A 25,360-nucleotide genomic window follows, 5' to 3' on the forward strand; every position below is an offset into this window, starting at 1 on the left:
TTCAGCGTGGCTTTTCGGTCTTGTCGCGCGACATGCCCTTGTCGGCGAGTTCCTGCTCGTAAGCCGCAAAAAGCTCCTCGCCCTTCTCGCCCAGCTCGCGGAGATAGGTCCAGGTAAAGATGCCGGTATCGTGAAAATCGTCGAAGCCGATCCGCACGGCGTAGTTTCCGGTCGGCTGCACCGAGATGATCTGGACGTTGCGCTTGCCCGGCACGGTCACCCGCTGACCCGGTCCATGCCCCTGCACCTCGGCAGACGGCGAAAGCACCCGCATCATCTCCGCCGAAAGGTCGAAGGTTGCGCCGTCATTGAAGGCGACGACGAGGCGGTGGCGATCTTTCGATACACGCAGTTCCGTCGGCCAGATTTCGCTCATGATGTCTGCTCCTGTTTTCAAGCTCACGCTTAACTGAAGAATCGCCCGTGGAGAATTACCCGGCTTTTCCAATCAACACTTTGCGACAGGATGCGCCTTGACGCGACCACGTTTGCTGGCGACATTGAAGGGGCTGGGAGAAAGACATTTGAACACAGCAGCGATAGTGAAAGCCGGCGCAAGGCCGCTTGAGGACAGAACCGCCCCGATGATCGATCCGTTCGGCCGGGCGATCACCTATCTGCGCGTGTCCGTTACCGATCGTTGCGATTTCCGCTGCACCTATTGCATGGCGGAACACATGACCTTCCTGCCGAAGAAGGATCTTCTGACGCTGGAAGAACTTCACCGGCTCTGTTCCGCCTTTATCGCCAAGGGTGTGCGCAAGCTGCGGTTGACCGGCGGCGAACCGCTGGTACGCAAGAACATCATGTTTCTGGTGCGCGAACTCGGCCGCGAGATCGAGGCCGGGCGCCTTGATGAGCTGACGCTGACGACCAACGGTTCGCAACTTGCGAAACACGCCGCGGAACTGGCCGATTGCGGCGTGCGCCGCATCAACGTCTCGCTCGACACGCTCGATCCCGCGAAATTCCACCAGATCACCCGCTGGGGCGATCTCGGCAAGGTCATCGAAGGCATCGACGCGGCCCAAGCCGCCGGCATCAAGGTCAAGATCAATGCCGTTGCGCTGAAAGGCTTCAACGACGCCGAGATCCCCGACCTGATGCGCTGGGCGCACGGTCGCGACATGGACCTGACATTGATCGAAACCATGCCGATGGGCGAGATCGAGGAAGATCGCACCGATCACTACATGCCGCTGTCGGAAATGCGCCGGCAGCTTGAGCAGCAGTTCACGCTGTCCGACATCGCCTACAAGACCGGCGGACCGGCCCGTTATGTCGAGGTCGCCGAAACCGGCGGCCGGCTCGGCCTCATCACGCCGATGACCCATAATTTCTGCGAAAGCTGCAATCGCGTCCGGCTGACCTGCACCGGCACGCTTTACATGTGCCTCGGCCAGAATGACGCCGCCGACCTGCGCACAGCACTGCGGGCCTCGGACGACGACGTGTATCTCGGCCAGGTGATCGACGAGGCAATCGGCCGCAAGCCGAAGGGCCACGACTTCATCATCGATCGTGAGCACAACCGCCCGGCCGTTGCCCGCCACATGAGCGTCACCGGCGGCTGATCCGCCCTCTTCTCCCCGCCAGCGGGGAGAAGAGCACGCGTGGCAGCGCTCTCGCCTCCCTTGAGCCTTGAGCCTGCGCGGCGGGCCGGACAAAGGTCAACCGCTACGAAGTGAGTCGGGCAAGGATGCGCGATCGACATGTTGGGAATGGCGCCGTAAACGAGCCGAAGCAGTCGAAAACCTGTCGCGTGGCACGTGCCCTCTCCCCGTCTGCGGAGAGGATTAGGGTGAGGGGCAGCCGGCAGATGCCGCCCGCCGGCTCGCTCAAGCCGCGTAGTTCGATCCATAGCCACGGCCATAGGCCTGGCTCGCGACCGTCGAGGTACCGGTCTTGAAACGCTCGATCTTTTCGTTGAGCGCCTCGACCTGCCGGCGCAGGCCGTGGATCTCGGCGGTGTTTTCCTCCACCATGGCCGCATTCTGCTGGGTGAGCAGCTCGACCTCGTGCACCGCCGAGTTGACCTCGTTGAGCCCCGTATATTGGTCGGCGGCGGCGGCCTCGATGTTGCTGACGAGCTGATGGATGGTGCCGATGTGGTCGTTGATCACTGCAAGCGCGTCGCCGGTTTCCTTCACCAGCGCCACGCCGCTTCTGACCTGCGCCGAACTGTCGGAAATCAACCCCTTAATCTCACGCGCAGCACCAGCACAACGCTGGGCGAGCTCCCGTACCTCCTGCGCGACCACGGCAAAGCCGCGACCCGCCTCGCCCGCCCGCGCCGCCTCGACGCCGGCATTGAGCGCCAGAAGGTTGGTCTGGAAGGCGATCTCGTCGATGACGCTGATGATCGTGCTGATCTTCTCGGACGAGCGGTTGATCTCCGCCATGGCGTCGATCGCCTTGGCGACGACCTGGCCAGAATGCTTGGCGTAGGAATTGGTCTCGTCGACCGAGACAGTGGTCTTGCGGGCGCTTTCGGCCGTCGAGCGAACGATCTCTGTCAGCTGGCGCAAGGCGCGCGAGCTTTCCTCGAGCGCGGCCGCCTGCTGCTCCGTCCGCCGCGCCAGATCGTCGGCCGAGGCCGAGAGATTGCTGGTGCCGCCGGTGATCTCGCCGGTCACCATACGCACATCGCTGAGCGTGGCGCGCAGTGCCTCGACAGCGTTGTTGTAGGTGCGCGCCATGATCACGTAGTCGGCCGGCAGGTCTTCCGCCATGCCTTCTTCGAGATTGCCGGCGGCAAGCTCCGCCAGCACGTCAGAAAGCGCGTTAAGCGCCTGCATCTGTTCGGCCTCGATCCTGGCACGCTCTTCGGCGCGGCGGGCTTCGTCTTCCGCCGATAACGTACGGGCGGCCTCCGCCTCGCGTCCCAACCGGACGTTTTCGACCGCGTTGTCGCGGAACACCGCTACAGAACGCACCATGTCGCCGATCTCGTCGCCGCGGTTGCGGCCTTCGATCGCCACGTCGAGATCGCCGTTGGCAAGCCGGGTCATCGTCTCGGTCACGCGCTTCAACGGGCCGCGCAGGGTCTCGACCAGCATCAGGCCGCCGACGATTGCAAGCAGCGTTCCGGCCACCATCGCCACGATCGACATGTCAGCCGAACGCTGGCTGTCGACCTTGCCGGCTTCCTGGGCGCTGCTGACGAAGCTTTCCAGCGTCGCACTCGCACCGGCAACCAGTGTCGAGGCCGCGGTCTTGGCTTCCTGCCAGCGCCCGCCGACGTCGATCAGCGCGGCCGTGCCCTTGTCGATGTTGTCGAGCGACGGCTTGAGCTTGGCCGGCAGGTCACGCAGCGCGGCATTCTTGCCACCAAGCTCCGACAGTTTCGCCGCGCTGTCACGAACGGCCTGAATATCGGCCAGCACCAGATCGCGGCCTTCCGCGTCGAGCTTGCGGTGTAGCTCGCTGATATGCAGCCGCGTGCTGTCTAGCCCCTTGAAGGTATCGCCCATCAGCGCGATCAGCGTCTTCAACTGCGAGATCTCGCTGTCCATGCCGACGAAACGCTTGGCGGCTGTGTCGGAGTTCTTGGCCGCTTCCTTGGCGAAGTCGGCCTCGTATTTCGAGAACTTGCTGAGGATCGGCACCAACGCGTTCTTCTTGGTCTCGCTGTCTTCAGCGCCGGCAAGGATCGCCTGGACCTTCAGCGCCAAATCCTTCAGCTCGGCAATCGGCTTTTGAACCTTTTCGGAAGCGATCGTCTCGGCGTCCTCGATCTGCTTGATGAGGTGCGGCAGCAACTTGCCCGCCTGATCGATCTTGGCGTCGGCGTTCGCCGCCATCGTCACCGGTAGGCGGAATTTCTTGATCCGCTCGGCGATCCCCTGATAGGCGGCGGCATCGAACAGCAGCGCCTTGGCAAACGCTTCCTTCTCACCCGATTCCTTGCGGATGATGTCGATCTGTTTGTAGGCGCTGTTGCCCTGCGTCGTCATGTCTGTCAGCGCCGCCTCGAGCGAAGCCGTCACCTGATCCTGTTCGACCTTGATCGACCAGAGCTTTTCGGTCTGGGCGCGCATGGCTTCACCGAGCGACAGCACGGAGGCGATCTCTGACTTGTCAGCCTCGCGCGTCAGTAAGCCGTCAAGCGAACGGACGCCGCTTTCCTGTTCGTCGATCTGGGCGCTGAGCGCCCCTCGCGTTTCTTCGCTCGGCGCATCGGCAAAACTCTGGAGCGCGCTGCGCAGCGCCTGGAAATCCGAGAGATTGTTGATGGTTTCGCGCGTCACGGTCATGTGGCCGTTCAGCGTTCGCGCCGTGAAGAAGCCGATGAGGCCGATACCCGCGATCAGAGCCACCAGAGGAACCACGAAGAGCAGAACCTTCGTGACGATTCGCAGTCGCTGTAATAGACGATCGATGAAAGACATTGCGGACCCCAGATTATTCTTATGTGAGACATGTCCGCGCGGTGGCTTCTTCTTGCTGGAAGCACGGGTGAAATATCGGCGGAAGCACCTCCCAGGCCCCGACCGACATCTCTGGAATGACGCGCCGCCAAGGTTCCGGCGCACGCCATCCACCGATCGCGTCATGCGATTGGAAGCGGAATCATCGATGACGATAGGCAGTGAAACTTAAGATTCCGCGAATAGAAACCGGTTCGGGAGAACGCATTTTCTGCACGGCGGACAGTCTTCGTCCGGGTTGATCTCGCCATTGCCCGAAAATTCTACTTGCGCTGGAAGAAAAATCCGCCGTCGGCGGGTTGGTGTTTGCACAAAATGGCGGCCGATGCTTAAACGGTATGCGAGATCCGGCAACGGATTCGCCTTCCCATCCGCCGTCAGGTTTCCGCCCGATCCGGCGCCGCAGGACAGCCCGCATGCAATGCTCCAGCAATTTCCGCGGCATCGTCTTCATGTGCCTGGCGATGGTCGCCTTCTCCTGCAACGACGCCTTGGTGAAATCGGTGACCGGGGCGATGAATGTCGGCCAAATCCTGTTCGTGCGCGGGCTGCTGACCACCTTGATGGTGATCGTCATCGCCCGGCATTTCCGGGCATTTCGTCCGCTTCGCACCATGATGAAGCCGGTCATCATCCTGCGCATCATCATGGAGGCGCTGGCGTCCATCACCTACATCTCGGCGCTCGGACAGATTCCGCTCGCCAATGCATCCGCGATCATGCAGGCGCTGCCGCTGGCCGTGACGCTCGGCGCCGCCGTATTCCTCGGCGAGCCGGTCGGCTGGCGGCGCTGGACCGCCATCTTCGTCGGCTTCATCGGCGTGCTGATCGTCCTTCGCCCGGGGCCGGAAGGTTTTACACCGGCCGCACTCACGGTCGTTGCCTGTGTCTTCTGCACAGCCACGCGCGATCTTTGCACCCGCCGCATCGACCACGACATCCCCTCGCTCTACATCACGGTGACGACGGCGCTCGTGACGACCCTGGTCGGTGCCGCAATGATCGTACCGCTTGGCGGATGGCAGTCGATGTCCTCGACCACGCTGACCCACATCGCTGCCGCAAGCCTGCTTCTGATGGTCGGATACCAGACGATCGTGCTTGCCATGCGCGGTGGCGATATCTCCGTTATCGCGCCCTTTCGCTACACCAGCCTGCTGTTTGCGATCACGATCGGCATTTTCTTCTTCTCGGAGAAGCCGGATGCATGGATGCTGCTTGGTGTTGCCGTGATCATCGGTTCCGGCCTCTACACCTTCTATCGCGAGAGCCGGCGCGGCAAGAAGCCGATAGCCCAAAGCTCGCTGACCGGACCGCTCGAATAGGAACAACGAAAGCCCGATGCCAACAGTCAAGACACCAGATGCGAGACACCCACCGTGGCCGGCCGTGATCCTTGCCGGCGGGCTTTCACGCCGGATGGGTCATCCGAAGTCCGGATTGAGCCTCGGCGGAAAGACGATGCTATCGCGGATTATCGACAGGCTCCGGCCACAGGTCGCAAGCATCGCCATCAACCTCAACGGCGCAGCCGAGCAGAAGACGATCGTGGGGCATCCTGTCATCGCCGATACCGTGCCCGGCTTTCTTGGCCCACTCGCCGGTGTATTGACCGCCATGCGCCACACGGCCGCCATCACGCCGGCAGCAACGCATGTCCTCGTCGTGCCCACCGATACGCCCTTCTTCCCGCACGACCTCGCCCAACGCCTGACCGATGCGATGACGCAGCGCGAGCAGATTGCCGTTGCGTTATCCGATGACGCCCTGCATCCGCTTTTTGCCCTATGGCCGGTCGCGCTCGCCGATGACCTAGAACACTGGATCACAACCGACCCAAAACGCCGCGTGCGCGCCTTCATCGAGCGCCATCCATCGGTCACGGTCGATTTTCCGATGACCACCACAGCCAGTGGATTGTTCGACCCCTTCTTCAACGTCAACACACCAGACGATCTGCTGCGGGCAGAGGAATGGCTTCGCATTCTCGGGGAGAACAGCGCATGACTGCGACGAAAATCTTCGGCATCGCCGGCTGGAAGAATTCCGGCAAGACCGGGCTTATGGTCCGGCTTGTCAGCGAACTGACACGGCGCGGCTTCGTCGTCTCGACCGTCAAGCACGCTCATCATGACTTCGACATCGACAAGGTGGGCGCCGACAGCTACCGCCACCGGGAGGCAGGCGCCCACGAAGTCACGATCGTGTCAGGCACGCGCTTCGCGATCATGCATGAACTGCGCGGCGGGCCGGAACCGAGTTTCGAGGAAATCATCGCCCGGCTCGCCCCGTGCGATCTGGTTCTGGTCGAAGGCTACAAGCGCGAGCCGATCCCGAAGATCGAGTCCCGTCGGCTGGAATCGGCCAACCGCGAACCTCTGGCTCCGACCGATCCGCATATCTGCGCCATTGCCGCCGATCACCCGGTTACGGACACGGATCTGCCCGTGTTCGATCTCGACGACACGAATACGATTGCCGATTTTGTCGAGCGCGTGACCGGCTTGCAAAGCAACAGCGGCGCTCGTTAACGCCGTCATGTCATTGCTGAGCAAGCGAAACGCAGGGCTTACCCGCGCGAAGTCACGACACGCGGTCGAACAGAGTCAGTTGGTGGCGCCGACTGTCATTTCATCGGGAATATCGTTGAGGCGGACGAAGCTGTAGCCCTTTGCCTTTAAGTCGAGAATACCGCGAGCGACGCCGGCGCCGGCGGCGTGCGTCGGCTGGTTGATATGGGCGATGATGACGTCGCCGTCCCGGGCGTTGCGGATGCGCTTCTCTGCCATGGCCGCCCCGAGCAGCGACCCGCCGTCGCCATTTACGGAATAGCCGGCGATGCGGTAGCCCATTTCGCGGATCTGGCTCATCGAGGTGTGGGTGTATTTCGCCGTCGCGCCGCGGAACCAGCGTGGTGCGGCAAGGCCATGCGCCTTGATTGCGGCCGCGCCACCGTCGACCTCGGCCGCAACGGCAGCGCTCGAGCCTGCCGCAGCCAACCCATAGACAGAGACCTTGATGTCGATCGGCGGCACATGCATGGCGCCATGATCCTCGATCTCGAACAGGTCCGGGTGCGCCTTCATCATCTCGACCACCAGCCCGTTGCGCTTCAACCAGCGCGCCGTCACAAAGATCGTCGCCGGAATGCGGTTCTCGATCAGGGTTCCGAGGATGCGCATGTCGGTTGCGCCGCTGCAGGCGTCAAGCGTCAACGCCACGCGCGGAGGTTGGTCCCTGCCCAAAGGATTGCTCGGAAGCCGCAGGTCCGGTTCGACGAGTGCCGGCGCCGCAGTGGCGGACTGGGCAAACAGGGCAAGGGAGGCAATGAGAAGAGCAGCGGTTTTCATGGCAATCCGGAATGAAGAAGAAGAATGGAAACGGCAGAAACCCGCCCTGTGACGGGCGGGTTTCCGAAGATTTGCGCGGGCGACTGTGCCCGCGCTTTGATCAGCGCTGGGCGACCGGGCGAACCAGCGGCGTCACGCGGCGAATGGTAACGCGGCGGTTCTGCTGCTCGGCGACCTCGGTGCGAACCTTGAGGAAGCGCTCGCCATAGCCCTGCGTCACCAGGTTTTCGGCAGGAATGCCGTAGACCTCGGTCAGAAGCGAGGCGACCGATTCGGCGCGCTGGTCGGAAAGCACCAGGTTCGAGCGGTCGGAGCCGACAGCGTCGGTATGACCTTCGATGAAGAAGGTTTCACCCGGATCCTTGGCCAGCACCTTCTCCATGGCGGCGGCAACGCTGCGCATGGTCTTTGCCTGCGACATCGACACTTCGGCACTGCCCGTCGGGAAGGTGATGGTGTCGAGGTCGATGCGGCGAACCTTGTCGCGCAGACGCGCGGAGTGCCGCACTTCGTCGATCGTATAGACGCGCTCTACGCGCTCCACCGGCGGTTCGGCCAGGAAGTCGTAGTAGTCACGGTCCGGATCTTCGGAAACATCGGCGATGTATTCGCGAACCGGGATGCGCAGGCGCATCGGCGGCAGCTCGTAGCCGACGTCGATGATCGCCGGACGCGGACCTTCGTCGCGCTCAGGCGCGTAGATCATCAGGTACTCGTTGCCATCACGGTCGACACGCGAGCGCTGCAGGATGTCGCCATAGCGGTTGTAGACCGTGACGATCCGGTAGCCGCCGGGACGAACGATGGTTTCGCGGGTGCGGCCACGCGGCAGCTCGTCGTAGAAGGTCTCTTCCGCATCGCGGCGAAGGCGTGGACGATCGTCGCCGCGAACGAAGATCTGGTCGCCAACGCCGAGGATGACGCGGTTGTCAATCTCCTGCACCACCTCCACATTGGTGACGTTGTTCGTCACGTTGTTGACGGTCGTGTTGTTGTTGATCACCGTGTTGTTGACAATGGTGTTGTTGACGATGTTGGTCGTCTCGGGAACGGCGAATACCGGCACTTCCTCGACGCGCGTGCCCTTCTCGTTCAGGTTCGCTTCGATCTTCTGAGGCAAGTCAGCCTGAATCTCTGCCGGTATCTGCGCCTGCGAAGAGGCGTCATCGGTCGGCGCCGGAGCGGCTTCTTCCTGCGCACGCAGTTCTTCGCGCTGCTTCTGTCGGTCTTCGCGCGACTTGTTGCCGCCGGCATTGTCGGCGTCCTTGTCGCTGTCGAGAACGGCAGCGCCGTTTTCAACCGGCAGAACGACAGTTTCGTCTGACGCCGCGGGATCTTCGGCGATCTTCTGCTTTTCTTCCTCGGTGCGGGTGTCGACCACCTCCGGTACTGGCTGGACCTGAGGCTGCTGCTCAGCCGTCGCCGGCTGCTCGGTGCCCGGAGCCGGCTGTCCCTCGCCTGTCTGCGGCTCGGTTTGAGGCTCGACGGCGGGTGCTACGGCTTCGCCGGCATTCTGCCCGTCGGTTGCAGGCGGCTGTTCACCGGCGTTCTGGCCTTCGGTCGCCGGCGGCTGACCGGTCGTCGCTTCGCCACCAGCCGGCGGGCAAGCGGTGGATGCATCCTGGCCTTCCGGCACGACGCACTCGCCCTGCTGGGCCTTCTTGGCTTCATCGGCCTGGCGCTTGGCTTCTTCCTCGGCGGCCTTCTGCTGCTCGGCCGCCTGGCGGGCGGCTTCGTCCGCAGCCTTCTGCTCGTCCGCGGCCTTCTGCTGGGCTTCGCCTTCGGCAGCCTTCTGCTCGTCGGCGGCCTTCTGGGCTTCGGCGGCCTTTTCCTGTTCGGCAGCCTGGCGCGCAGCTTCGTCTTCGGCCGCCTTCTGCTGTTCGGCGGCCTTCTGTTGTTCTGCCGCCTGACGGGCCGCCTCCTCTTCGGCAGCCTTCTGGGCTTCGGCAGCCTTTTCCTGCTCGGCGGCCTGGCGTGCGGCTTCTTCTTCAGCCGCCTTCTGCTGCTCAGCCGCTTGCTGTTCCTGCTGTTTCCGCGCGGCTTCCTCTTCCGCAGCTCGCTGCGCTTCGGCAGCCTTCTCCTGCTCGGCGGCCTGGCGTGCGGCCTCTTCCTCGGCAGCGCGCTGCTGCTCGGCCGCCTGGCGGGCAGCCTCCTCTTCGGCGGCCTTCTGCTGTTCGGCGGCCTGCTGTTCCTGTTGCTGGCGCTGCGCTTCGGCTTCCGCCGCACGCTGCTGCTCCTCAGCGGCCCGCTGTTGTTCTTCCGCTGCGCGCTGCTGCTCTTCCGCCTGGCGCTGCTGCAGCAGAAGCTCTTCTTCCGATGGCTGCCCGCTTCCTTCCTGCGCCACTTCGAACGGCTTCATCAGGCTGTCGGCAAGGGCTGGTTGCACCGCAAGCGACACCGAGAGCACCGGTAGCGCCACGGTTGCGAATAGTCTGGATCGAATCGACATAGTCTTCCTTCCTCGTCCTGGGAGGTCCCTTACCTGCCACTGTTACCCACCGGACAGCCAGTTCGGCAACAGGGGGTAGGCGTGAATTCTCAAGGGCCTTGATCCAAGCTTCCGGCTTTTTTGTGTTGCCGGCCAAACGAGCCGCCAACCCAACGCCCGCACCTCAGATCGGTTCCCGTAATAGGGCTAACCAAAGCAAGATTAACCGCCCCTGAACGCACCGTTCATGTTCGCTTGGATCATGGCCAGTGCAATCTCCGGTCGAAATTCTTTTCCCGGCGAGCGTTGTCGCTTTCCAGTTGATTTTTGCGGGAAAACAGTACGAATATCGCCTCAACCGGTGGCAAGCGCCCCGGTCAAGATAGGCATCCGTGAAGAACAAGAAACCGGATGTCGGCCAACAGAGAGGACTATCATGCGTATTTCCAGACGGCTGGCAGCCGCCGCATCGGCTGCCGTTTTCGTGCTCATGGCTGGCTCTGCCATGGCAGATGGCGAAAAGGTCGTTATCGGCACGGAAGGCGCCTACCCGCCCTTCAACAATCTCGAATCAGACGGCACGCTGACCGGCTTCGACGTCGACATCGCCAAGGCCCTCTGCGTCGAGATGAAGGTCGAATGCACGTTCGTGACGCAGGACTGGGACGGCATCATTCCGGCACTAATCGCCAAGAAGTTCGATGCAATCATCGCCTCCATGTCGATCACTGCCGAGCGCAAGGAAAAGGTCGACTTCACCAACAAGTACTACAACACGCCGCCGGCGATCGTGGTGCCGAAGGATTCGCCGATCACCGAAGCAACCGAGGCAGCACTTGCCGGCAAGTCGCTTGGTGCTCAGGGCTCGACCACCCACTCCAACTATGCCGAAGCGCATATGAAGGAAGCGGACATCAAGCTCTATCCGACCGCTGAAGAGTACAAGCTCGACATCGTCAACGGCCGCATCGACGCGGTGATCGACGACGTCGTCGTTCTTTCCGAGTGGCTGAAGTCGGCTGACGGCGCATGCTGCAAGCTGCTCGGCACGCTGCCGGTTGATCCTGTCATCAACGGCGAAGGCGCCGGCATCGCGGTGCGCAAGGGCGATGACGCGCTGCGCGAGAAGTTCAACAAGGCGATCGAAGCCATCCGCGCCAACGGCAAGTACAAGGAAATCAACGAAAAGTACTTCCCGTTCGACGTTTATGGCAGCTGATCGACGGCTTCCGGCCTGTTTTCCTAGTGAATCATGCCGGAAAAACGTTGGTTGATGAAAAAAATGCAACGGCGGATGGCTTGCCCTTCCGCCGTTTTTGTTTGACAAGAAACTAAAACATAAGCGCGATCCATATCCATAAGAACAGCGCAAAGGGGAATTCTCTGACATGAGCGGGTTGTTTACCGGCTTCTACTCGATCCTAGCCTGGATCGGCTCCATCGTGGATCCATTGTGCGGCCCTGTCGGCGTCTTTCGCTGGCTGGCACCCGGTACGCTCCTTGCCTGCGGCGACGCCGGCTGGGGCGACGAGATCGCCTACGGCTTCGTTGTCACCGCAAGCCTTGCCATCGCGACCTTGCCGGTCGGCCTTCTGATCGGCTTCTTCGTTGCACTCGGCAAACAGTCAGAAGAGCGCACGGTCCGCCTGGCATCGAACATCTACACCACCATCTTCCGCGGTCTGCCGGAACTGTTGACGCTGTTCATCGTCTACTACGGCCTGCAGATTCTGGTGCAGCAGCTTCTGGCATCGTTCGGCTACGAAGGGCCGGTCGAGATCAACGCCTTCTTTGCCGGCATGATCGCGCTTGGCGTGGTCTTCTCGGCCTATTGCTCCGAGGTTCTGCTGTCGGCCTTCAAGGCGATCCCGCATGGCCAGTACGAGGCGGGTGCGGCACTCGGGCTCCATCGCGGCCGCACCATGCGGCTGATCATCCTGCCGCAGCTCGTGCGCATCGCCTTGCCGGGCCTCGGCAATCTCTGGATGGCGCTGCTCAAGGATACGGCTCTGGTCTCGGTCGTCGGTCTGCCCGACATCCTGCGCCAGACCGGCATTGCCGCCCGCGTCACCAAGCAGGCCTTCGAGTTCTTCGGCATGGCCTGCATTCTCTTCTTGGTGCTGGCCATGGTTTCGTCGATCATATTCTCGAACCTTGAACGCTGGACCAAACGCGCGGAGATGGGTCGATGAGCTTCGTCGAAACGATGATCCCGCCGCAAGCGCCGCCACCGGCGCCGCCCAAGCCTTACACCCTGGCGCGCTTCGTCGGCAGCGTAACGCTCGGCATCTGGCTCGCCCTCGGCGTCGGCGTCTTCCTGACTGTCGTCAACGGCTGGGATCCGGCGAAATTCGCCAAATACGGTCCGAGCTTCCTGTCGGGTCTTGGCGTCACCTTGATGCTGGTCGCCTGCTCGGTGGTGCTCGGCGCCCTCCTGTCGCTGCCGGTCGCGCTCGGCCGCATGTCGAAGAACAAGATCTGGTCTTGGCTTGCCTATGGCTACGTCTACTTCTTCCGCGGCACGCCGCTGATCGCCCAGCTCTTCCTGATCTACTACGGCCTCGGCAGTTTCCGCCCGCAGCTCGAATCCGTCGGCCTCTGGTGGTTCTTTCGCGAGGCCTGGAACTGCGCCCTCTTTACCTTCACGCTGAACACCGCCGCCTACCAGGCGGAAATCCTGCGCGGCTCGATCGAGAGCGTGCCGCGCGGTCAGCGCGAAGGTGCAGCCGCCCTCGGGCTGCCGGAGCGCATCGCTTTCTACAAGATCATCCTGCCGCAGGCGATGATCGTGGCGCTGCGCCCCTACGGCAACGAGATCATCCTGATGATCAAGGGTTCGGCCATCGTCGCGATCGTCACCGTGTTCGACCTGATGGGTGAAACGCGCCGCGCCTTTTCGCGCACCTTCGACTACCAGATGTATGTCTGGGCGGCGATCCTCTATCTCCTGATGGTGGAAGTGCTGCGCAATATCTGGGCCTGGCTCGAAAACCGCCTGACCCGGCATCTGAAGCGCTAAAGCGTTATCTCGCCAAGACCGAGTTGAAATGAAATAGCGTGGCAGCACTCTGCATGGAGTGCTGCCAGGCTATTGTTTTTACGCCTAAATTTCATATTGAAGCAAATATTAGAACTTGATTAATAAATCAAGCGTTTCATCATAAAGACCAACCTTTGCGAGAAGTGAGGTTCATATGACGAACGAAATGGAACTGCAGCTGAAGGGCTACGGCGTGACCACGGCCCAGATCCTCTACCGCATGCCGGATCATCCGACATTCCTGCAGACCTACATCTGGCAGCACTACGACATCGCCCCGGATTTCCCGGAGATGCGCAGCTTCCTGAAGTTCTGGCAGGAAAAGCTGGATGGCCCGTTGCATTCGGTACGCTACGTCCACCGCAAGCTGATCTCGGCCACCGAATGGCGGGCACTCAACGGCGAGTTCATCCTGCACTGAACCCGCCCTCCGCTGCATCAGGTTTCTATTGAGCGCAAAATCATGCAGCCAGGTTGCTGCGCGCCCGGCCCGTCACACTTGACGCGCGGTGCTGTAGAGAACGACGCACCGCCGTCGGCCACAAATGCAACAATCCTTGGCGCCTATGCCGCGTCAGACATGGACCTCGCCATGGGCAAGCTCGCCCTCGCCCGGTTCCTTGTGCAGCGAGCCGTAAAGCACCACTGCGTAGAACAGCACCACCACCATGATGACGGGCCAGCCGGGCAAAGGGCCTAGCGCTGCATTCTCCGTGACATCGATCCAGGAGCGCACGTGCCCGAAGGGCTCGCCATTGGTCGACAGTTTCGGCGACGAGATCTTGAGGGCCCAGGCGAGCAGCAGGATCAGGTACATCCAGCAGTAGTTGCGCTGCAGCCGGCGGCACAACGCCTCGCGGTAGCTCATCAGGAACGCCGGTTTGCGCAGGCTCTTGGCAATCGACGCGGCCCAGTTAAGGTTGGCAGTGCCGTCCGGCGCCAGGATCTGCGCGAAATACCCGCGCTCGAGCTGGCGCACGCGGGCGCGGTAGACGTCGAAGAAGCGATAGCGGCGAGCCTCGATCAGAAGCAGTAACGTGATCAGCAGCATCGCGAACAGCAGCACGCCGTGATGGGAGTTGGGCGTCGACAACGATACCGACAGCAGGGCGGCGACCACGGTAATCGCCCAGTTGGACGTGCGGTCGATGCGATCCCGCCAGCCGGCCATCCGCCCCAATTCGCCGCGATAATAATGCACGACGGCATTGATCTGCTCCTGCGAGGTCTGGGGCAGTGGCGGGCCCTTCGGCTCCTTGATTTCCGTGCCCACAAGCAGCGGACTGAGTTCGGCAGCCATCGGCATTTCCTCCGTCTTTTCTTGTTGTTGCGATCATGAACCCTTTCCCCCTCCGGATAAATCCCGTGCTCGCCGCCGGCCGTCGTTTTTTGCATTTTCGGCGCCCCGGAGACCCAAGGATCTCGGCGGGCTGCATCTTGCGGCGCATTGCCAAAAGCGGCCTTCGGACGTAAGAAGCGCGCATGACCCAGAACACCACGAAAATCGACGAGGAAGCGCTGGCGGAAGCCTACAACCGCGCCCTCACCCTGGAAAAATCCGGCAACTTCGATGCCGCCGCCGATGCCTATGCCGAAGTGCTGGCGCTCGATCCCGAGGATCACGGCGGCGCATCCGTGCGGCTCGCCTCGATGGGGCGCGGCGAAACACCGGTGAAGGCGCCGGACGCCTATGTCGCGACGCTCTTCGATCAGCATGCCGACGTGTTCGACAACGTGCTTGTCGAGCAGCTTGGCTACTGCGTGCCGCTGCTCGTGCGCCAGCGCCTGCAGGCGCTCGAACTCGGTCCTTTCAACCGCGTGCTCGACCTTGGCTGTGGCACGGGCCTGACCGGCGGCGCCCTGCGCGACATGGCCGAAGACATCACCGGCATCGACCTCTCCGAAAACATGGTTGAGATCGCCCACGAGAAGGAGCTCTACGACACCCTCTACGTCGCCGAAGCGGTGGACTTTCTCGACGACAACGACGACGAACCCTTCGACCTGATCGTCGCAACCGACGTTCTGCCCTATATGGGCGCGCTCGAGGCATTGTTCTTCGGCGCCGTCGACAATCTCGTACCCGGCGGCCTGTTCATCTTTTCGAGCGAAACGTTGCCGGCCGAGATCTTCGCCGGTCGCCCCTTCATGGTCGGCGCGCACCAGCGCTTTGCCCATGCCGAGACCTATCTGCGCGAACGCCTGACGGCGACCGGTTTCGAAGTAATCGAAGTCGGCGACATCACCGTACGCATGGAAGAAGGCGAGCCGATCGCCGGCCACCTCGTGATCGCCCGCTTCAAACCTTAAGCAGAAAACAAAAGCTTGCGAGGGAACAGGCGTCCGCCTGTTCCCTCGCCCCTTTCGCGCACCCGCGCCATCGGCTAAACCTCACCCAGAGCAATCGGGAGTGTTTTGGAAATGGCAAAGGTCGCATTCATCGGTCTCGGCGTGATGGGTTACCCCATGGCCGGCCACCTTAGGGTACGTGGCGGACACGAACTGACGGTCTATAACCGCACCTTCGCCAAGGCCGAGAAGTGGGCCGCCGAGTTCGGCGGACGTGCAGTCAAGACGCCGGCGGAAGCGGCCGATGGCGCCGATTTCGTCTTCGCCTGCGTCGGCAACGACGACGACCTGCGCTCGGTCACCACAGGCAAGGACGGCGCCTTCGAAACGCTGGCGGCTGACGCCATCTTCATTGATAACACCACGGCCTCGGCCGAAGTCGCCCGTGAACTTTACGAGGCGGCCCAGGCCCGTGGCGCCCATTTCGTCGATGCGCCCGTGTCCGGCGGTCAGGCCGGCGCCGAGAACGGCGCGCTGACGGTGATGTGCGGCGGTGACGAGCCTGCCTTCGAGCGCGCCAAGCCGGTGATCGACGCCTTTGCCCGCATGGTCGGCTTGATGGGACCGGCCGGCGCCGGCCAGATCACCAAGATGATCAACCAGATCTGCATTGCCGGTCTCGTCCAGGGCCTCGCCGAAGGCATTCACTTCGGCAAGAAGGCCGGTCTCGACATCGAGAAAGTCATCGACGTCATCTCCAAGGGCGCTGCAGGCTCCTGGCAGATGGAAAACCGCCACAAGACGATGAATGCCGGCAAATATGATTTCGGCTTTGCCGTCGACTGGATGCGCAAGGATCTCGACATCGTGCTGACGGAAGCGCGCCGCAACGGCGCCAAGCTGCCGGTGACCGCCCTCGTCGACCAGTTTTATGGCGACGTGCAGGCCATGGGCGGAAACCGCTGGGATACGTCTTCGCTGCTCGCTCGGCTGGAAAAATGAGCCTTTCGCCGACCTCGGGCGCCGGCGACATCATCGAGCACTTGCGGACGCTGCGTTCGCAGGAGAACCTCGCCGGCATGGCACGGTTCGGCATCGTCACCGAGACGGCGCTTGGGCTCTCGAATGTCGAGCTCCACCGGATCACGCGGCTGGTGAAGGTCAACCATGCCCGCGCGCTCGAACTATGGCAGTCCGGCATCCGCGAGGCACGTATTCTCGCCGCCTTCACCGCCGACCCGAAGACGTTGACGCTCGATGATGCAAGGCTCTGGGCCGATGATTGCAATTCCTGGGAGGTCGTCGACACCATCGCCGACGTCTTCGTGGCTGCGCGCTTCGAACAGGTCCTGATCCCGGAGTTCGCGGCGGACACCCGAGAATTCGTTCGCCGCATCGCATTCGCGATGATCGCGACCGCCGCGGTGCATCTGAAGAAGGAGCCGGATGCAAGCCTTCTTGCCTGGCTGCCGCTGATCGAGCGCCACGCCAAAGATGAACGCAACTTCGTCAAGAAGGCGGTCAACTGGGCGCTGCGCCAGATCGGCAAGCGCAACGCCGCCTGTCATGGTCCTGCACTGGCACTTGCCCAAAAACTCGCAGGCAGCACCGATCGCACAGCAAGGTGGATCGGCAAGGACGCCCTGCGTGAACTGAGCAGCGACAAGGTATTGGCGAGGCTCGGTGTCGTCGGCGCCAGCACGGATCGCGCTCAATCCTAGATCGGATCGCCCAACACAAGACGGCTGCTTTGTCGGGCGCAAACCGAACGATCCGGGTCTTCTCAAGAGCTTGACGAATCAAAACGGCAACGCCATCCTTCCCTTGGCGTGACCTTCGCCTAACCTCCCAAGGCCTTCCTCAGCATGGTCTTAAACGGAGGCAAAGGGACTTCTGTCTCGGGCTATTGTCTTGGTCCGATCGTTTCGGACGTGGTTGCTGGGGAACTGACGTCCGCGACGTGAAAGGCCCGACAATGACAAAAAATGGAAATCTCAAGCGCCGCGTCCGTGCTCGCGCAGCCAAAACGGGCGAGTCCTATACATCAGCTCTCAGACACGTTCGGCAAACATCCCCTGATCATCCCGGCGCCAAATCGGTGCGTTTGGCTGTCGCGCAAACGTCGCTCTTCGACGACCCCCACGACATTTCAGGCCTTCGTGCCAGCGGAATGGAAATGCGACGCCTCATGCGGGAAGCACGCGAGACCGGCGCGCGCTTAATACATTTCCCCGAGGGAGCAACGTGCGCGCCCAACAAGCGCATCATGTCTGAAACCGGTCCCAGAGAGATCGGCCCATCCGATTGGAGCAGGTTCGAATGGACGGTTTTGCGTGAGGAGCTAAGCGTAACCAGCCAGCTAGCGAGAGAACTCAAGCTGTGGACGGTATTTGGCTCGGTCCATCAACTCACGCCACCACATTGCCCGCATAACAGCCTTTATGTCGTTTCCGATCACGGAGAACTGGTGACGCGCTACGACGAGCGCATGCTGTCGAACACGAAGATCTCGTTCATGTACGCGCCAGGGAAAATCCCGGTGACATTTGAGGTTGATGGCGTCCGCTTCGGATGCGCACTGGGTATGGAAACGCATTATCCCGAAATCTTCCGAGAATATGAAGGGCTGGACGTCGATTGCGTCCTCTTCTCAACGACAGGCGAAGTCCCTTCCGCTGCGCCGGCTTTCGCGGCTGAGGTGCTGGGCCATGCCGCGAGCAACGCATTTTGGGTCAGCTATTCCGCCCATGCGCGCCAAAGTGTAGTCGTTCCCTCGGGAATAGCCGCGCCCGACGCTCAATGGGCCGCGCAATCTTCGTCAGACGGCACCCCCGCAATCGCTATCGCGGATATCAATCCCAATCCGGAGCATCCTGCACGGCTATGGAGACGAACGGCCGGGCCGATCTTTACATGCCGCATCAGATCCACAGTGATCCAAGGAGCGACGGCCGCAACACATTCTAAGCGGCGTTCTCCGCCGCCCGTTTACCAAGCCTCAATCCTCGCTGGATTTCGCCTGATCGATCATCATGTAGTCGAGCGGAAGCTCGGTCGTGTACTTGATCTGCTCCATCGCGAAAGCTGAGGAGACGTCACGGATCTCGATCTTGGCGATCAGCCGCTTGTAGAAGGCGTCATAGGCGGCGATATCGGGAACGACAACCCGCAGCAGGTAGTCGACGTCGCCGCTCATGCGGTAGAACTCGACGACTTCGGGGAATTCGCCGACCACTTCCGAGAAGCGCCGGAGCCATTCGATCGAATGCGTGTTGGTGCGGATCGACACGAACACCGTAACCTTGGTGTTGATCTTCACCGGATCGAGCAGCGCCACACGGCGGCGGATGACGCCGTCCTCTTCCATCTTCTGGATGCGCCGCCAGCAAGGTGTGGTCGACAGGCCCACCTTCTTGGCGAGGTCAGCAACAGCCAGCGTGGAATCCTCCTGCAACAGGCGCAGGATTTTGCGGTCTAGACGATCCATGATGTCCCTCTCGAATTATTTTTCTTTCTATAGCGTGAAATCGACAAAGATAAAGAATATTTTTTCAGACAATCAACAGACCGACGCGCTCGCGCAGGAACGGCAAAACCTCCGCTTCGAACCACGGATTGCGCTTCAGCCAGCCGGTATTGCGCCAGCTCGGATGCGGCAATGGCAGGATCGCAGGCATGGCGTTGCGCATGGCGTAACGACGCCAGCCGACGACGGTCGCGGTCATTGATTTCGGACAGTCCGGCCCGATATGCCAGCGCTGCGCATAGTGACCGATGGCCAGCACCAGCTCCACCTGCGGCATCGCCGCCATCACGCTCGTGCGCCAATAAGGCGCGCATTCCCGCCGCGGCGGCAGATCGCTGCCATGGGCATCGTAGCCGGGGAAACAGAACCCCATAGGCACGATCGCCAGCTTGTCCCTGTCGTAAAACGTCTCGCGATCGACAGCGAGCCATTGCCGCAGCCGGTCGCCGGAGGCGTCGTTGAAGGGCAATCCGCTTTCATGCACCCGCAGGCCCGGTGCTTGACCCGCGATCAGCACCCGCGCGGAGCTGGAAATGACCGCAACCGGTCGCGGCTCGTGCGGCAGCCGGTCTTCCGCCCCGCGCGCCGGCTGGTCGCGACAGATACGGCAGGCGGCGATAGCGGCGCGAAGTGCTGCGAGATCATCCCGTTCCTCACCCATCGCCGATCCTCGCAAACAGCGCCGATAGGTGGTCGAACAGCCAAAGCCGGATCGCCTCAAGCCAACCGTCAACCACATGCGGCGCCTCTTCCGCATGGCGGTTGCTGCGGCGCCAGGCCTGCGGCCGGGTGAACTCGCCGGCCCAAAGCCCGACCCTCTGCCTTTCGGCCGTTGCCTCCTCCTTCTGATAGCGGCCGTAGCTCACGGCATAGCCGGTCGCCACCATCTGGCGCCCGACGTCTCGCCCATTGGTCTCGCAGGTGCCGAGATCGCGGCCATATTTGTCGCGTCCATGCAGGCGACACAGCGTCGTGCCGCCCGAGACCATTGCCTTCAACCGCTTGCGGGCATCCGCCCCACAGTCCCACTCCGCTCCATCGCGTCTGCAGGTCTGGCCGATCTCGGGCGCATCGATGCCTTCTAGGCGTATGCGCCGGCCGTCAAGGCGCAGGCTGTCGCCATCGCTCGCGGTCGCAAACCCCGAGAGTTCTCCTGTCACGGTCCGCTCTGGCGGCGGCAGTTGCGAGGCGACATAGGCGCCGGCGCAGAGCAGCAGGAAAATGACCCAACCGCCGATGGTCCCGATGTGCCCGGCAGGCGCGCCCTTTCCGCCTCCGCCCGTGAACCGATATCTCGATCTGCCCGATCTCAACTTGTCCGCATCCCCTTGTTTTTCGGTGTCTCAAGGCGATCGCCAAACACGATCGCGCCACAATGGTTGTCGAATCCTTCACCTGAGGCAGCAACTTCTTAAGGATTGCTGTCTAGACTGCAACCAGCTGTAACCTTTGCATATATGAGCATGAGTATCGCCGTCAGCACCTCGACAGATAAGATCATCGTCGACAAGTCGCGAAGCCATCGAAACAAGGCTGTTTCGAAGACGGTACGCGCGACGCGCGAACGGCTGCAAACCGGTTCGTCCGCCCCTTCCGGCTTTGAACGCGAAATGCTCAATCTCTATATCGGGTCCGCCTTGCATGGCGCCATTGCCGTGCCGTTGCTGGTTGCGCTCATCACTGCGGTCGGCATCTACCTTTCTGGCAATCTGAGCATCGTCGTCTGGGCCGTGATGACGCTTTCGACTCACGCCGTCACCGTCTTCCTGGCGCGAAAGGCGCGCAAGGAGGACATCGCCGCCGATAAGGTGCCGGTGTGGCGCCGCCGCTTCCTGATCGGCCAGCTGCTGATGGGCCTTTGCTGGGCGACGTTCGTCACGCAGGACTGCGCAACCTGCGGCGATATCCGCTATGGCCTGTTCGAAGGCGCCGGCCTGTTGATCGCGCTTGCTGCCACCGCGATGGGCACCTTCCTGCTGCGCAATGCCCTGCTCTACACGTTCGTACCTGTCGTCGCCGCTCTCGCCTTTTCCTCGCTGACCACGGCCGATCCGGTTCACGTCGGTCTCACCGGCGTGATCTCGCTGTCTCTGCTGTTCCTCGTCTTCATGACCGACCGCATGAACCGCGCCAATGTGCACATTCTGTCGATGCAATCGGAGAAGGACGACCTGATTGCCGAGCTCGAAGTGGCAAAATCGATGTCGGACGAAGCCCGTCGGCGCGCCGAGGAAGCGAACCTTGCCAAGTCGCGGTTCCTCGCCTCGATGTCGCACGAGCTGCGCACGCCGCTCAACGCCATTCTCGGCTTCTCCGAGGTCATGTCGACCGAAGTTCTCGGGCCGCTCAACAACCCGACCTACAAGGAATATACCAGCGACATCCACCGCTCGGGCGAACATCTCCTGAACCTGATCAACGAGATCCTCGATCTGTCGCGTATCGAGGCCGGCCGCTACGACCTCAACGAAGAGGCCGTCAGCCTGGTCGATATCGCCGACGATTGCATCGGCATGGTCCAGCTTCGCGCCCGCGCCAAGACGATTGCCATCCACGCGCAGTTCGAGCAGGGCATGCCTGCCGTCTGGGTCGACGAAAAGGCCATGCGCCAGGTGATCCTCAACCTGCTGTCGAATGCGGTGAAGTTCACCAGTTCCGGCGGGGAAGTCACCGTCAAGGTCGGCTGGACGGCCGGCGGCGGTCAATATCTCTCGATCAAGGACAATGGCCCGGGCATTCCCGATGAGGAGATCCCGATCGTGCTTTCGGCCTTCGGTCAGGGTTCCATCGCCATCAAGAGCGCCGAACAGGGCACTGGCCTCGGCCTGCCGATCGTGCAGGCGATCCTAGCCAAGCACAATGGCGAGTTCATCCTGCGCTCCAAGCTGCGCGAAGGCACCGAAGCCATCGCCATCCTGCCGGCCCGCCGCGTGCTCGAAAGCCTGCCCGCGGTCGAGGATGTGCCCGCCCCTGCCCGCCGCCGCAAAAGCTTCGCTTGATCCATGCAGATTGAGACACAACGCCTGCGGCTCCGGCCCTGGCAGGAGCGCGACGTCTCGCCTTTTGCGGTCATCAATGCCGATCCTGAAGTCCGGCGCTACTACTATCCCGCCATCCTGACACCTGAAGAAACCGCGGGCGTCATCGCAGAGTGTGATGCCCACTTGCGCCAACACGGCTTTGCCTTCATCGCACTGGAGCGCAACACGGATGCGGCCCTCATCGGCGGGCTCGGCCTTTCCATTGCCGGTAACGAAATTCCTGATGGTCCGCATGTCGAGATCGGCTGGATCCTCGGAAGGCCCTACTGGGGCAACGGCTATGCGCTGGAGGCGGCCTGCGCTTGCATGCAATATGCCTGGACGACGCTCGGACTTGCCGAAGTCATCGGCTACACCTCGCAGATCAACCATCCCTCACGGGCATTGATGGAAAAGCTGGGAATGCGGACCGATCCGGCTGAGGATTTCGACGACGTCACGGTGCCCGAAGGCAATCCGCTGCGGCCGCACGTGCTTTATCGGATCAGTCCGGCTGACCGATGAGCATTCCTTGGAAAAATGCGACGCGTTTTCCGCAATGAAATGTTGAAAAAGGAGATCGAGCGTTTCTACGAGTCCGTGGAAACCGGAAACGCTCTCGTGCTCAGCTCATGAAGCCGACGAAGATCACCACGTAGCCGGCATAGACGGCGTTGGCGACGATGAGGCAGAGGCAGGCGAAGGAGCCGAGGTCCTTGGCATTCTTGCCCATCTCCGAGATTTCCGGCGAGACGCGATCGACGATCTCTTCGATCGCCGTGTTGATCGCCTCGAACGCCATCATCAGCAGGAACAGGATCGCCATGGCGACATACTGGAAGAAGGTGGCGCCGGCGATGGCGAACGCGACCATCGCCACCGCGAAGGCGATCAGCTCGTGCCGGAACGCCGCCTCGCCGATCAGCCGTTTGGCGCCGCCCAGCGAATAGCTGGCGGCAGCGAACAGATGGCGGATCCCGGTCTGCTTTTCGACGGGGCCGGTCTGGCCGCGGCGGGGCGTGGTGTTGTTGGCGTCCATTTCATCTCGACTGGCTATAAACTGCGCTGCTTCGACATCGTCATTGAGGCGAATGCAAGGCGGTCTCGGTTGCAGAGACGCCGGCAGGTGGCTGCGGCGTGCATCTGCGCCTCTGGATAGGCGAGAAGAATGCGGCCAGCAAGGCCCGACACGCGTAGCGAAGCAGCGACGACAGCCAATCGACAGCAAACGGCGGGCCTTTGCTCAAAGGCCCGCCGTTTCTTCGTCAGTTCTTGTTGCTGACGCCGGCCTGCGCAAACGTCGCCATGCCGCCGTGGCAGGCGGCAGCCGCCTTGACGATGCCGGCGGCAAGGGCTGCACCCGTGCCCTCGCCAAGCCGCATGCCGAGCGCCAGCAGCGGCGTCTTGCCGAGCTTCTCGATCGCCCGCATATGCCCGGGCTCGCCGGAGACGTGGCCGATCAGGCAATGGTCGAGCGCCGAAGGATTGGCAGCCTTGAGGATGGCGCCAGCGGCCGTCGCGACGTAACCGTCGATGATGACAGGCACCTGCTGCATGCGGGCTGCCAGGATGGCGCCGGCCATGGCCGCGATCTCACGGCCGCCGAGGCGGCGCATCAACTCGAGCGGGTCGGACAGATGGTTGCGGTGCAGCGCGACTGCCTTTTCGACGGCGGCGATCTTGCGCTTCAGCACCTCTCCTTCCGAACCGGTGCCCGGACCGACCCAGTCTTCGGCAGAACCGCCGTAAAGGCCGAGATTGATCGCCGCGGCGATGGTCGTGTTGCCGATGCCCATCTCGCCGATGCACAAGAGGTCGGTACCGCCGGCGACAGCCTCCATGCCGAAGGCCATCGTTGCCGCGCAGTCGCGCTCGGAAAGTGCTGCCTCCTCGGTGATATCACCGGTCGGATAGTCGAGCGCCAGATCGAAGACCTTCAGGCCGAGATCGTGGCTGACGCAGATCTGATTGATCGCGGCACCGCCTGCGGCAAAGTTCTCGACCATCTGTGCCGTCACCGACGAGGGAAATGGCGTCACGCCCTGGCGGGTGACGCCGTGGTTGCCGGCGAAGATCGCGACGAGCGGCCGGTTGACCGCCGGCGGCTTGCCCGTCCAGGCGGCGAGCCAGAAGGCGATCTCCTCGAGCCGCCCGAGCGCGCCCGGCGGCTTCGTCAGTTGCGCATCGCGATCGCGCGCGGCAACCAGCGCGGCCGAATTCGGGCCTGGCAGGTTGCGCAACAATTCGCGGAAATCATCAAACGGCAGGCCGCTGGCGCTCATGGAGAAGAATCCTTGCATTTCGTGAAGTTCAATCCACGCTCCTCATAGAGGGCGAGGAAATTTCGGGCAACGACATTTGCGCCAATCCGCGTCGCCGGAGCATGATCCGCCGAACGCGCGGCGATTCGGCGCACCGGAATTTGGAGGGGCCATGACCTATCTTCGCGACTTTTGTGACGATGTGGCGCGCTCGGTCGCCTTCCTCAGCCGCATCCACATGCCGCAACGCCATTTTGTTGACTATGACGGCCGGCTCAATCGCGCCGTTCGCGCCTTTCCGCTGGCGGGCATGCTGATCGCCCTGCCCGCAGCCGCGGTCGCCTCCTTGCTGATTGCGCTTCAGGTCAGCTCCCTCTTCACCGCTTTCGTGGTCGTCGCGGTGCAGGCGCTCATCACCGGCTGCCTGCACGAGGACGGGCTCGGCGACACCGCCGATGGTTTCGGCGGCGGGCGAGACCGGGAGGCGGCGCTGGTGATCATGAAGGACAGCCGCATCGGCTCCTATGGCGCCGTGGCGCTGATCCTTTCCTTCGGCCTTCGCGTGTCGGCGCTTGCATCCTTCCTGCCGCTGTTCACGCCGACTGGCGCAGGCCTCATGATCCTCGGTGCCGCCGCCCTCAGCCGTGCGGCCATGGTCTGGCACTGGTCACGGCTGCCGCCGGCACGCCGCGACGGGGTTGCCGCCTCGGCCGGCGAACCGGACCCGGCAGCGACATCCTTCGCGCTTACCTCGGGCGTGCTCGCCGCCATGCTGCTCTTCTATTTCGCCAAGGCCCCGGCCCTTGCCCTCATCCTCTCGCTCGTCGCTTTCATCGCAACCGTTGCCGCCTTCGGCCGTCTGGCCACCCGCAAGATCGGCGGCCACACCGGCGACACCATCGGCGCTACCCAGCAACTGACGGAGATCGCTGTTCTCAGCGCCCTTGCGCTGACAGTTTGAAACGCCGATATAATCATTCGAAACAACGCTACAGTGCCGCACGTCTTGTCAGACG

24 protein-coding genes and 1 pseudogene are annotated in these 25,360 nt (G+C 62.4%); 15 read left to right on the forward strand and 10 right to left on the reverse strand.

All coding sequences use genetic code 11. The features are described 5' to 3' along the window. Position 1: 1 nt before the first annotated feature. Positions 2-376 (reverse strand): DUF971 domain-containing protein, encoded by a 375-nt coding sequence (locus ASD52_RS29555; RefSeq protein WP_025427251.1) that lies wholly within the window; start codon positions 374-376, stop codon positions 2-4. A 148-nt stretch (positions 377-524) separates the two neighbouring features. Between ASD52_RS29555 and moaA the strand changes: the two genes are divergently transcribed. Next, a complete protein-coding gene (gene moaA / locus ASD52_RS29560) occupies positions 525-1,574 on the forward strand; it encodes a GTP 3',8-cyclase MoaA (RefSeq protein WP_025427252.1) in 1,050 nt (349 codons plus the stop codon). Between the two features lie 264 nt (positions 1,575-1,838). Here moaA and ASD52_RS29565 read toward each other — a convergent pair whose 3' ends face one another. After that, positions 1,839-4,391, reverse strand: a complete 2,553-nt coding sequence (locus ASD52_RS29565; RefSeq protein ID WP_025427253.1) for a methyl-accepting chemotaxis protein — start codon at positions 4,389-4,391, stop codon at positions 1,839-1,841. A 455-nt stretch (positions 4,392-4,846) separates the two neighbouring features. Between ASD52_RS29565 and ASD52_RS29570 the strand changes: the two genes are divergently transcribed. The 3 genes from ASD52_RS29570 to mobB are packed head-to-tail and all read left to right on the forward strand — an operon-like array spanning position 4,847 to position 6,961. Beyond that, complete coding sequence (locus tag ASD52_RS29570) at positions 4,847-5,755, forward strand: DMT family transporter (RefSeq protein WP_057214299.1); 909 nt, start codon at positions 4,847-4,849, stop codon at positions 5,753-5,755. 16 nt (positions 5,756-5,771) lie between these two features. Further along, positions 5,772-6,437: a molybdenum cofactor guanylyltransferase MobA gene (mobA, locus tag ASD52_RS29575; protein WP_051509168.1), complete on the forward strand. Its 666-nt coding sequence runs from the start codon at positions 5,772-5,774 to the stop codon at positions 6,435-6,437. Next, complete coding sequence (mobB, locus tag ASD52_RS29580) at positions 6,434-6,961, forward strand: molybdopterin-guanine dinucleotide biosynthesis protein B (protein ID WP_025427256.1); 528 nt, start codon at positions 6,434-6,436, stop codon at positions 6,959-6,961. The genes mobA and mobB overlap by 4 nt, the downstream gene beginning before the upstream one ends. A 75-nt stretch (positions 6,962-7,036) precedes the next feature. Here the strand turns inward: mobB and ASD52_RS29585 are convergent, their stop codons facing one another. Continuing rightward, positions 7,037-7,780, reverse strand: a complete 744-nt coding sequence (locus ASD52_RS29585) for a polysaccharide deacetylase family protein (protein ID WP_025427257.1) — start codon at positions 7,778-7,780, stop codon at positions 7,037-7,039. A 100-nt stretch (positions 7,781-7,880) separates the two neighbouring features. After that, entirely contained in the window at positions 7,881-10,229 is a 2,349-nt protein-coding gene (locus tag ASD52_RS29590) for an OmpA family protein (protein WP_025427258.1), read from the reverse strand. Between the two features lie 415 nt (positions 10,230-10,644). Here ASD52_RS29590 and ASD52_RS29595 point away from each other — a divergent pair, with 415 nt between their 5' ends. The 4 genes from ASD52_RS29595 to ASD52_RS29610 all read left to right on the forward strand — a co-directional run bounded on the left by ASD52_RS29595 (position 10,645) and on the right by ASD52_RS29610 (position 13,669). Beyond that, complete coding sequence (locus tag ASD52_RS29595) at positions 10,645-11,427, forward strand: ABC transporter substrate-binding protein (protein WP_057208703.1); 783 nt, start codon at positions 10,645-10,647, stop codon at positions 11,425-11,427. A 169-nt stretch (positions 11,428-11,596) separates the two neighbouring features. Then, on the forward strand, positions 11,597-12,400 hold the full coding sequence (locus ASD52_RS29600) for an ABC transporter permease (protein WP_025427260.1): 804 nt from the start codon (positions 11,597-11,599) through the stop codon (positions 12,398-12,400). Further along, on the forward strand, positions 12,397-13,227 hold the full coding sequence (locus tag ASD52_RS29605) for an ABC transporter permease (protein WP_025427261.1): 831 nt from the start codon (positions 12,397-12,399) through the stop codon (positions 13,225-13,227). Before ASD52_RS29600 ends, ASD52_RS29605 begins: the two co-directional genes overlap by 4 nt. 175 nt (positions 13,228-13,402) lie before the next feature. Beyond that, positions 13,403-13,669, forward strand: a complete 267-nt coding sequence (locus ASD52_RS29610) for an usg protein (RefSeq protein WP_025427262.1) — start codon at positions 13,403-13,405, stop codon at positions 13,667-13,669. A gap of 153 nt (positions 13,670-13,822) precedes the next feature. On the opposite strand, the gene ASD52_RS29615 is transcribed toward ASD52_RS29610, so the two are convergent. Further along, positions 13,823-14,548, reverse strand: a complete 726-nt coding sequence (locus tag ASD52_RS29615; protein ID WP_025427263.1) for a DUF2270 domain-containing protein — start codon at positions 14,546-14,548, stop codon at positions 13,823-13,825. Between the two features lie 182 nt (positions 14,549-14,730). Here ASD52_RS29615 and ASD52_RS29620 point away from each other — a divergent pair, with 182 nt between their 5' ends. The 4 genes and pseudogenes from ASD52_RS29620 (at position 14,731) to ASD52_RS29635 (ending at position 18,504) form a co-directional block, all read left to right on the forward strand. Next, the gene (locus tag ASD52_RS29620; protein WP_057208705.1) at positions 14,731-15,558 is read left to right on the forward strand and encodes a class I SAM-dependent methyltransferase; all 828 of its coding nucleotides are present in this window, start codon (positions 14,731-14,733) and stop codon (positions 15,556-15,558) included. A gap of 111 nt (positions 15,559-15,669) precedes the next feature. After that, positions 15,670-16,539, forward strand: a complete 870-nt coding sequence (locus ASD52_RS29625; protein WP_025427265.1) for an NAD(P)-dependent oxidoreductase — start codon at positions 15,670-15,672, stop codon at positions 16,537-16,539. Further along, on the forward strand, positions 16,536-17,258 hold the full coding sequence (locus ASD52_RS29630) for a DNA alkylation repair protein (protein WP_025427266.1): 723 nt from the start codon (positions 16,536-16,538) through the stop codon (positions 17,256-17,258). Before ASD52_RS29625 ends, ASD52_RS29630 begins: the two co-directional genes overlap by 4 nt. A gap of 254 nt (positions 17,259-17,512) precedes the next feature. Then, a pseudogene (locus ASD52_RS29635) lies at positions 17,513-18,504 on the forward strand (carbon-nitrogen hydrolase family protein). A gap of 31 nt (positions 18,505-18,535) precedes the next feature. Here the strand turns inward: ASD52_RS29635 and ASD52_RS29640 are convergent. The 3 genes from ASD52_RS29640 to ASD52_RS29650 all read right to left on the reverse strand — a co-directional run bounded on the left by ASD52_RS29640 (position 18,536) and on the right by ASD52_RS29650 (position 20,376). Then, positions 18,536-19,024 (reverse strand): Lrp/AsnC family transcriptional regulator, encoded by a 489-nt coding sequence (locus ASD52_RS29640; protein WP_025427268.1) that lies wholly within the window; start codon positions 19,022-19,024, stop codon positions 18,536-18,538. A gap of 64 nt (positions 19,025-19,088) precedes the next feature. Then, positions 19,089-19,724: a uracil-DNA glycosylase family protein gene (locus ASD52_RS29645; protein WP_057208708.1), complete on the reverse strand. Its 636-nt coding sequence runs from the start codon at positions 19,722-19,724 to the stop codon at positions 19,089-19,091. Beyond that, on the reverse strand, positions 19,717-20,376 hold the full coding sequence (locus ASD52_RS29650; RefSeq protein ID WP_081788859.1) for a thermonuclease family protein: 660 nt from the start codon (positions 20,374-20,376) through the stop codon (positions 19,717-19,719). Before ASD52_RS29650 ends, ASD52_RS29645 begins: the two co-directional genes overlap by 8 nt. Before the next feature lie 150 nt (positions 20,377-20,526). Here ASD52_RS29650 and ASD52_RS29655 point away from each other — a divergent pair, with 150 nt between their 5' ends. Next, a complete protein-coding gene (locus ASD52_RS29655; RefSeq protein ID WP_025427271.1) occupies positions 20,527-22,062 on the forward strand; it encodes a HAMP domain-containing sensor histidine kinase in 1,536 nt (511 codons plus the stop codon). A 3-nt stretch (positions 22,063-22,065) separates the two neighbouring features. Next, positions 22,066-22,608, forward strand: coding sequence for a GNAT family N-acetyltransferase (locus ASD52_RS29660; RefSeq protein WP_025427272.1), 543 nt, complete (start codon positions 22,066-22,068; stop codon positions 22,606-22,608). 100 nt (positions 22,609-22,708) lie between these two features. Here the strand turns inward: ASD52_RS29660 and ASD52_RS29665 are convergent, their stop codons facing one another. Beyond that, positions 22,709-23,122, reverse strand: a complete 414-nt coding sequence (locus ASD52_RS29665; protein ID WP_025427273.1) for a diacylglycerol kinase — start codon at positions 23,120-23,122, stop codon at positions 22,709-22,711. A 226-nt stretch (positions 23,123-23,348) separates the two neighbouring features. Further along, positions 23,349-24,365, reverse strand: a complete 1,017-nt coding sequence (cobT, locus tag ASD52_RS29670) for a nicotinate-nucleotide--dimethylbenzimidazole phosphoribosyltransferase (protein ID WP_025427274.1) — start codon at positions 24,363-24,365, stop codon at positions 23,349-23,351. Positions 24,366-24,516: 151 nt separating this feature from the next. Here cobT and ASD52_RS29675 point away from each other — a divergent pair, with 151 nt between their 5' ends. Further along, positions 24,517-25,305 carry an adenosylcobinamide-GDP ribazoletransferase gene (locus ASD52_RS29675; RefSeq protein ID WP_025427275.1) on the forward strand — a complete coding sequence of 263 codons (789 nt, stop codon included), beginning with the start codon at positions 24,517-24,519 and terminating at the stop codon, positions 25,303-25,305. Positions 25,306-25,360: the final 55 nt, after the last annotated feature.

It is taken from the genome of Ensifer sp. Root142, assembly GCF_001426785.1.
Taxonomy (GTDB): domain Bacteria; phylum Pseudomonadota; class Alphaproteobacteria; order Rhizobiales; family Rhizobiaceae; genus Ensifer; species Ensifer canadensis.

Excerpts from the sequence above, each read along its gene's own strand:
- ASD52_RS29555 (WP_025427251.1), bottom strand. The coding sequence starts at position 376 with ATGAGCGAAATCTGGCCGACGGAACTGCGTGTATCGAAAGATCGCCAC.
- ASD52_RS29565 (WP_025427253.1), bottom strand. The coding sequence starts at position 4,391 with ATGTCTTTCATCGATCGTCTATTACAGCGACTGCGAATCGTCACGAAG.
- ASD52_RS29570 (WP_057214299.1), top strand. The coding sequence starts at position 4,847 with ATGCAATGCTCCAGCAATTTCCGCGGCATCGTCTTCATGTGCCTGGCG.
- mobA (WP_051509168.1), top strand. The coding sequence starts at position 5,772 with ATGCCAACAGTCAAGACACCAGATGCGAGACACCCACCGTGGCCGGCC.
- mobB (WP_025427256.1), top strand. The coding sequence starts at position 6,434 with ATGACTGCGACGAAAATCTTCGGCATCGCCGGCTGGAAGAATTCCGGC.
- ASD52_RS29585 (WP_025427257.1), bottom strand. The coding sequence starts at position 7,780 with ATGAAAACCGCTGCTCTTCTCATTGCCTCCCTTGCCCTGTTTGCCCAG.
- ASD52_RS29590 (WP_025427258.1), bottom strand. The coding sequence starts at position 10,229 with ATGTCGATTCGATCCAGACTATTCGCAACCGTGGCGCTACCGGTGCTC.
- ASD52_RS29595 (WP_057208703.1), top strand. The coding sequence starts at position 10,645 with ATGCGTATTTCCAGACGGCTGGCAGCCGCCGCATCGGCTGCCGTTTTC.
- ASD52_RS29600 (WP_025427260.1), top strand. The coding sequence starts at position 11,597 with ATGAGCGGGTTGTTTACCGGCTTCTACTCGATCCTAGCCTGGATCGGC.
- ASD52_RS29605 (WP_025427261.1), top strand. The coding sequence starts at position 12,397 with ATGAGCTTCGTCGAAACGATGATCCCGCCGCAAGCGCCGCCACCGGCG.
- ASD52_RS29610 (WP_025427262.1), top strand. The coding sequence starts at position 13,403 with ATGACGAACGAAATGGAACTGCAGCTGAAGGGCTACGGCGTGACCACG.
- ASD52_RS29615 (WP_025427263.1), bottom strand. The coding sequence starts at position 14,548 with ATGGCTGCCGAACTCAGTCCGCTGCTTGTGGGCACGGAAATCAAGGAG.
- ASD52_RS29620 (WP_057208705.1), top strand. The coding sequence starts at position 14,731 with ATGACCCAGAACACCACGAAAATCGACGAGGAAGCGCTGGCGGAAGCC.
- ASD52_RS29625 (WP_025427265.1), top strand. The coding sequence starts at position 15,670 with ATGGCAAAGGTCGCATTCATCGGTCTCGGCGTGATGGGTTACCCCATG.
- ASD52_RS29630 (WP_025427266.1), top strand. The coding sequence starts at position 16,536 with ATGAGCCTTTCGCCGACCTCGGGCGCCGGCGACATCATCGAGCACTTG.
- ASD52_RS29640 (WP_025427268.1), bottom strand. The coding sequence starts at position 19,024 with ATGGATCGTCTAGACCGCAAAATCCTGCGCCTGTTGCAGGAGGATTCC.
- ASD52_RS29645 (WP_057208708.1), bottom strand. The coding sequence starts at position 19,724 with ATGGGTGAGGAACGGGATGATCTCGCAGCACTTCGCGCCGCTATCGCC.
- ASD52_RS29655 (WP_025427271.1), top strand. The coding sequence starts at position 20,527 with ATGAGTATCGCCGTCAGCACCTCGACAGATAAGATCATCGTCGACAAG.
- ASD52_RS29660 (WP_025427272.1), top strand. The coding sequence starts at position 22,066 with ATGCAGATTGAGACACAACGCCTGCGGCTCCGGCCCTGGCAGGAGCGC.
- ASD52_RS29665 (WP_025427273.1), bottom strand. The coding sequence starts at position 23,122 with ATGGACGCCAACAACACCACGCCCCGCCGCGGCCAGACCGGCCCCGTC.
- cobT (WP_025427274.1), bottom strand. The coding sequence starts at position 24,365 with ATGAGCGCCAGCGGCCTGCCGTTTGATGATTTCCGCGAATTGTTGCGC.
- ASD52_RS29675 (WP_025427275.1), top strand. The coding sequence starts at position 24,517 with ATGACCTATCTTCGCGACTTTTGTGACGATGTGGCGCGCTCGGTCGCC.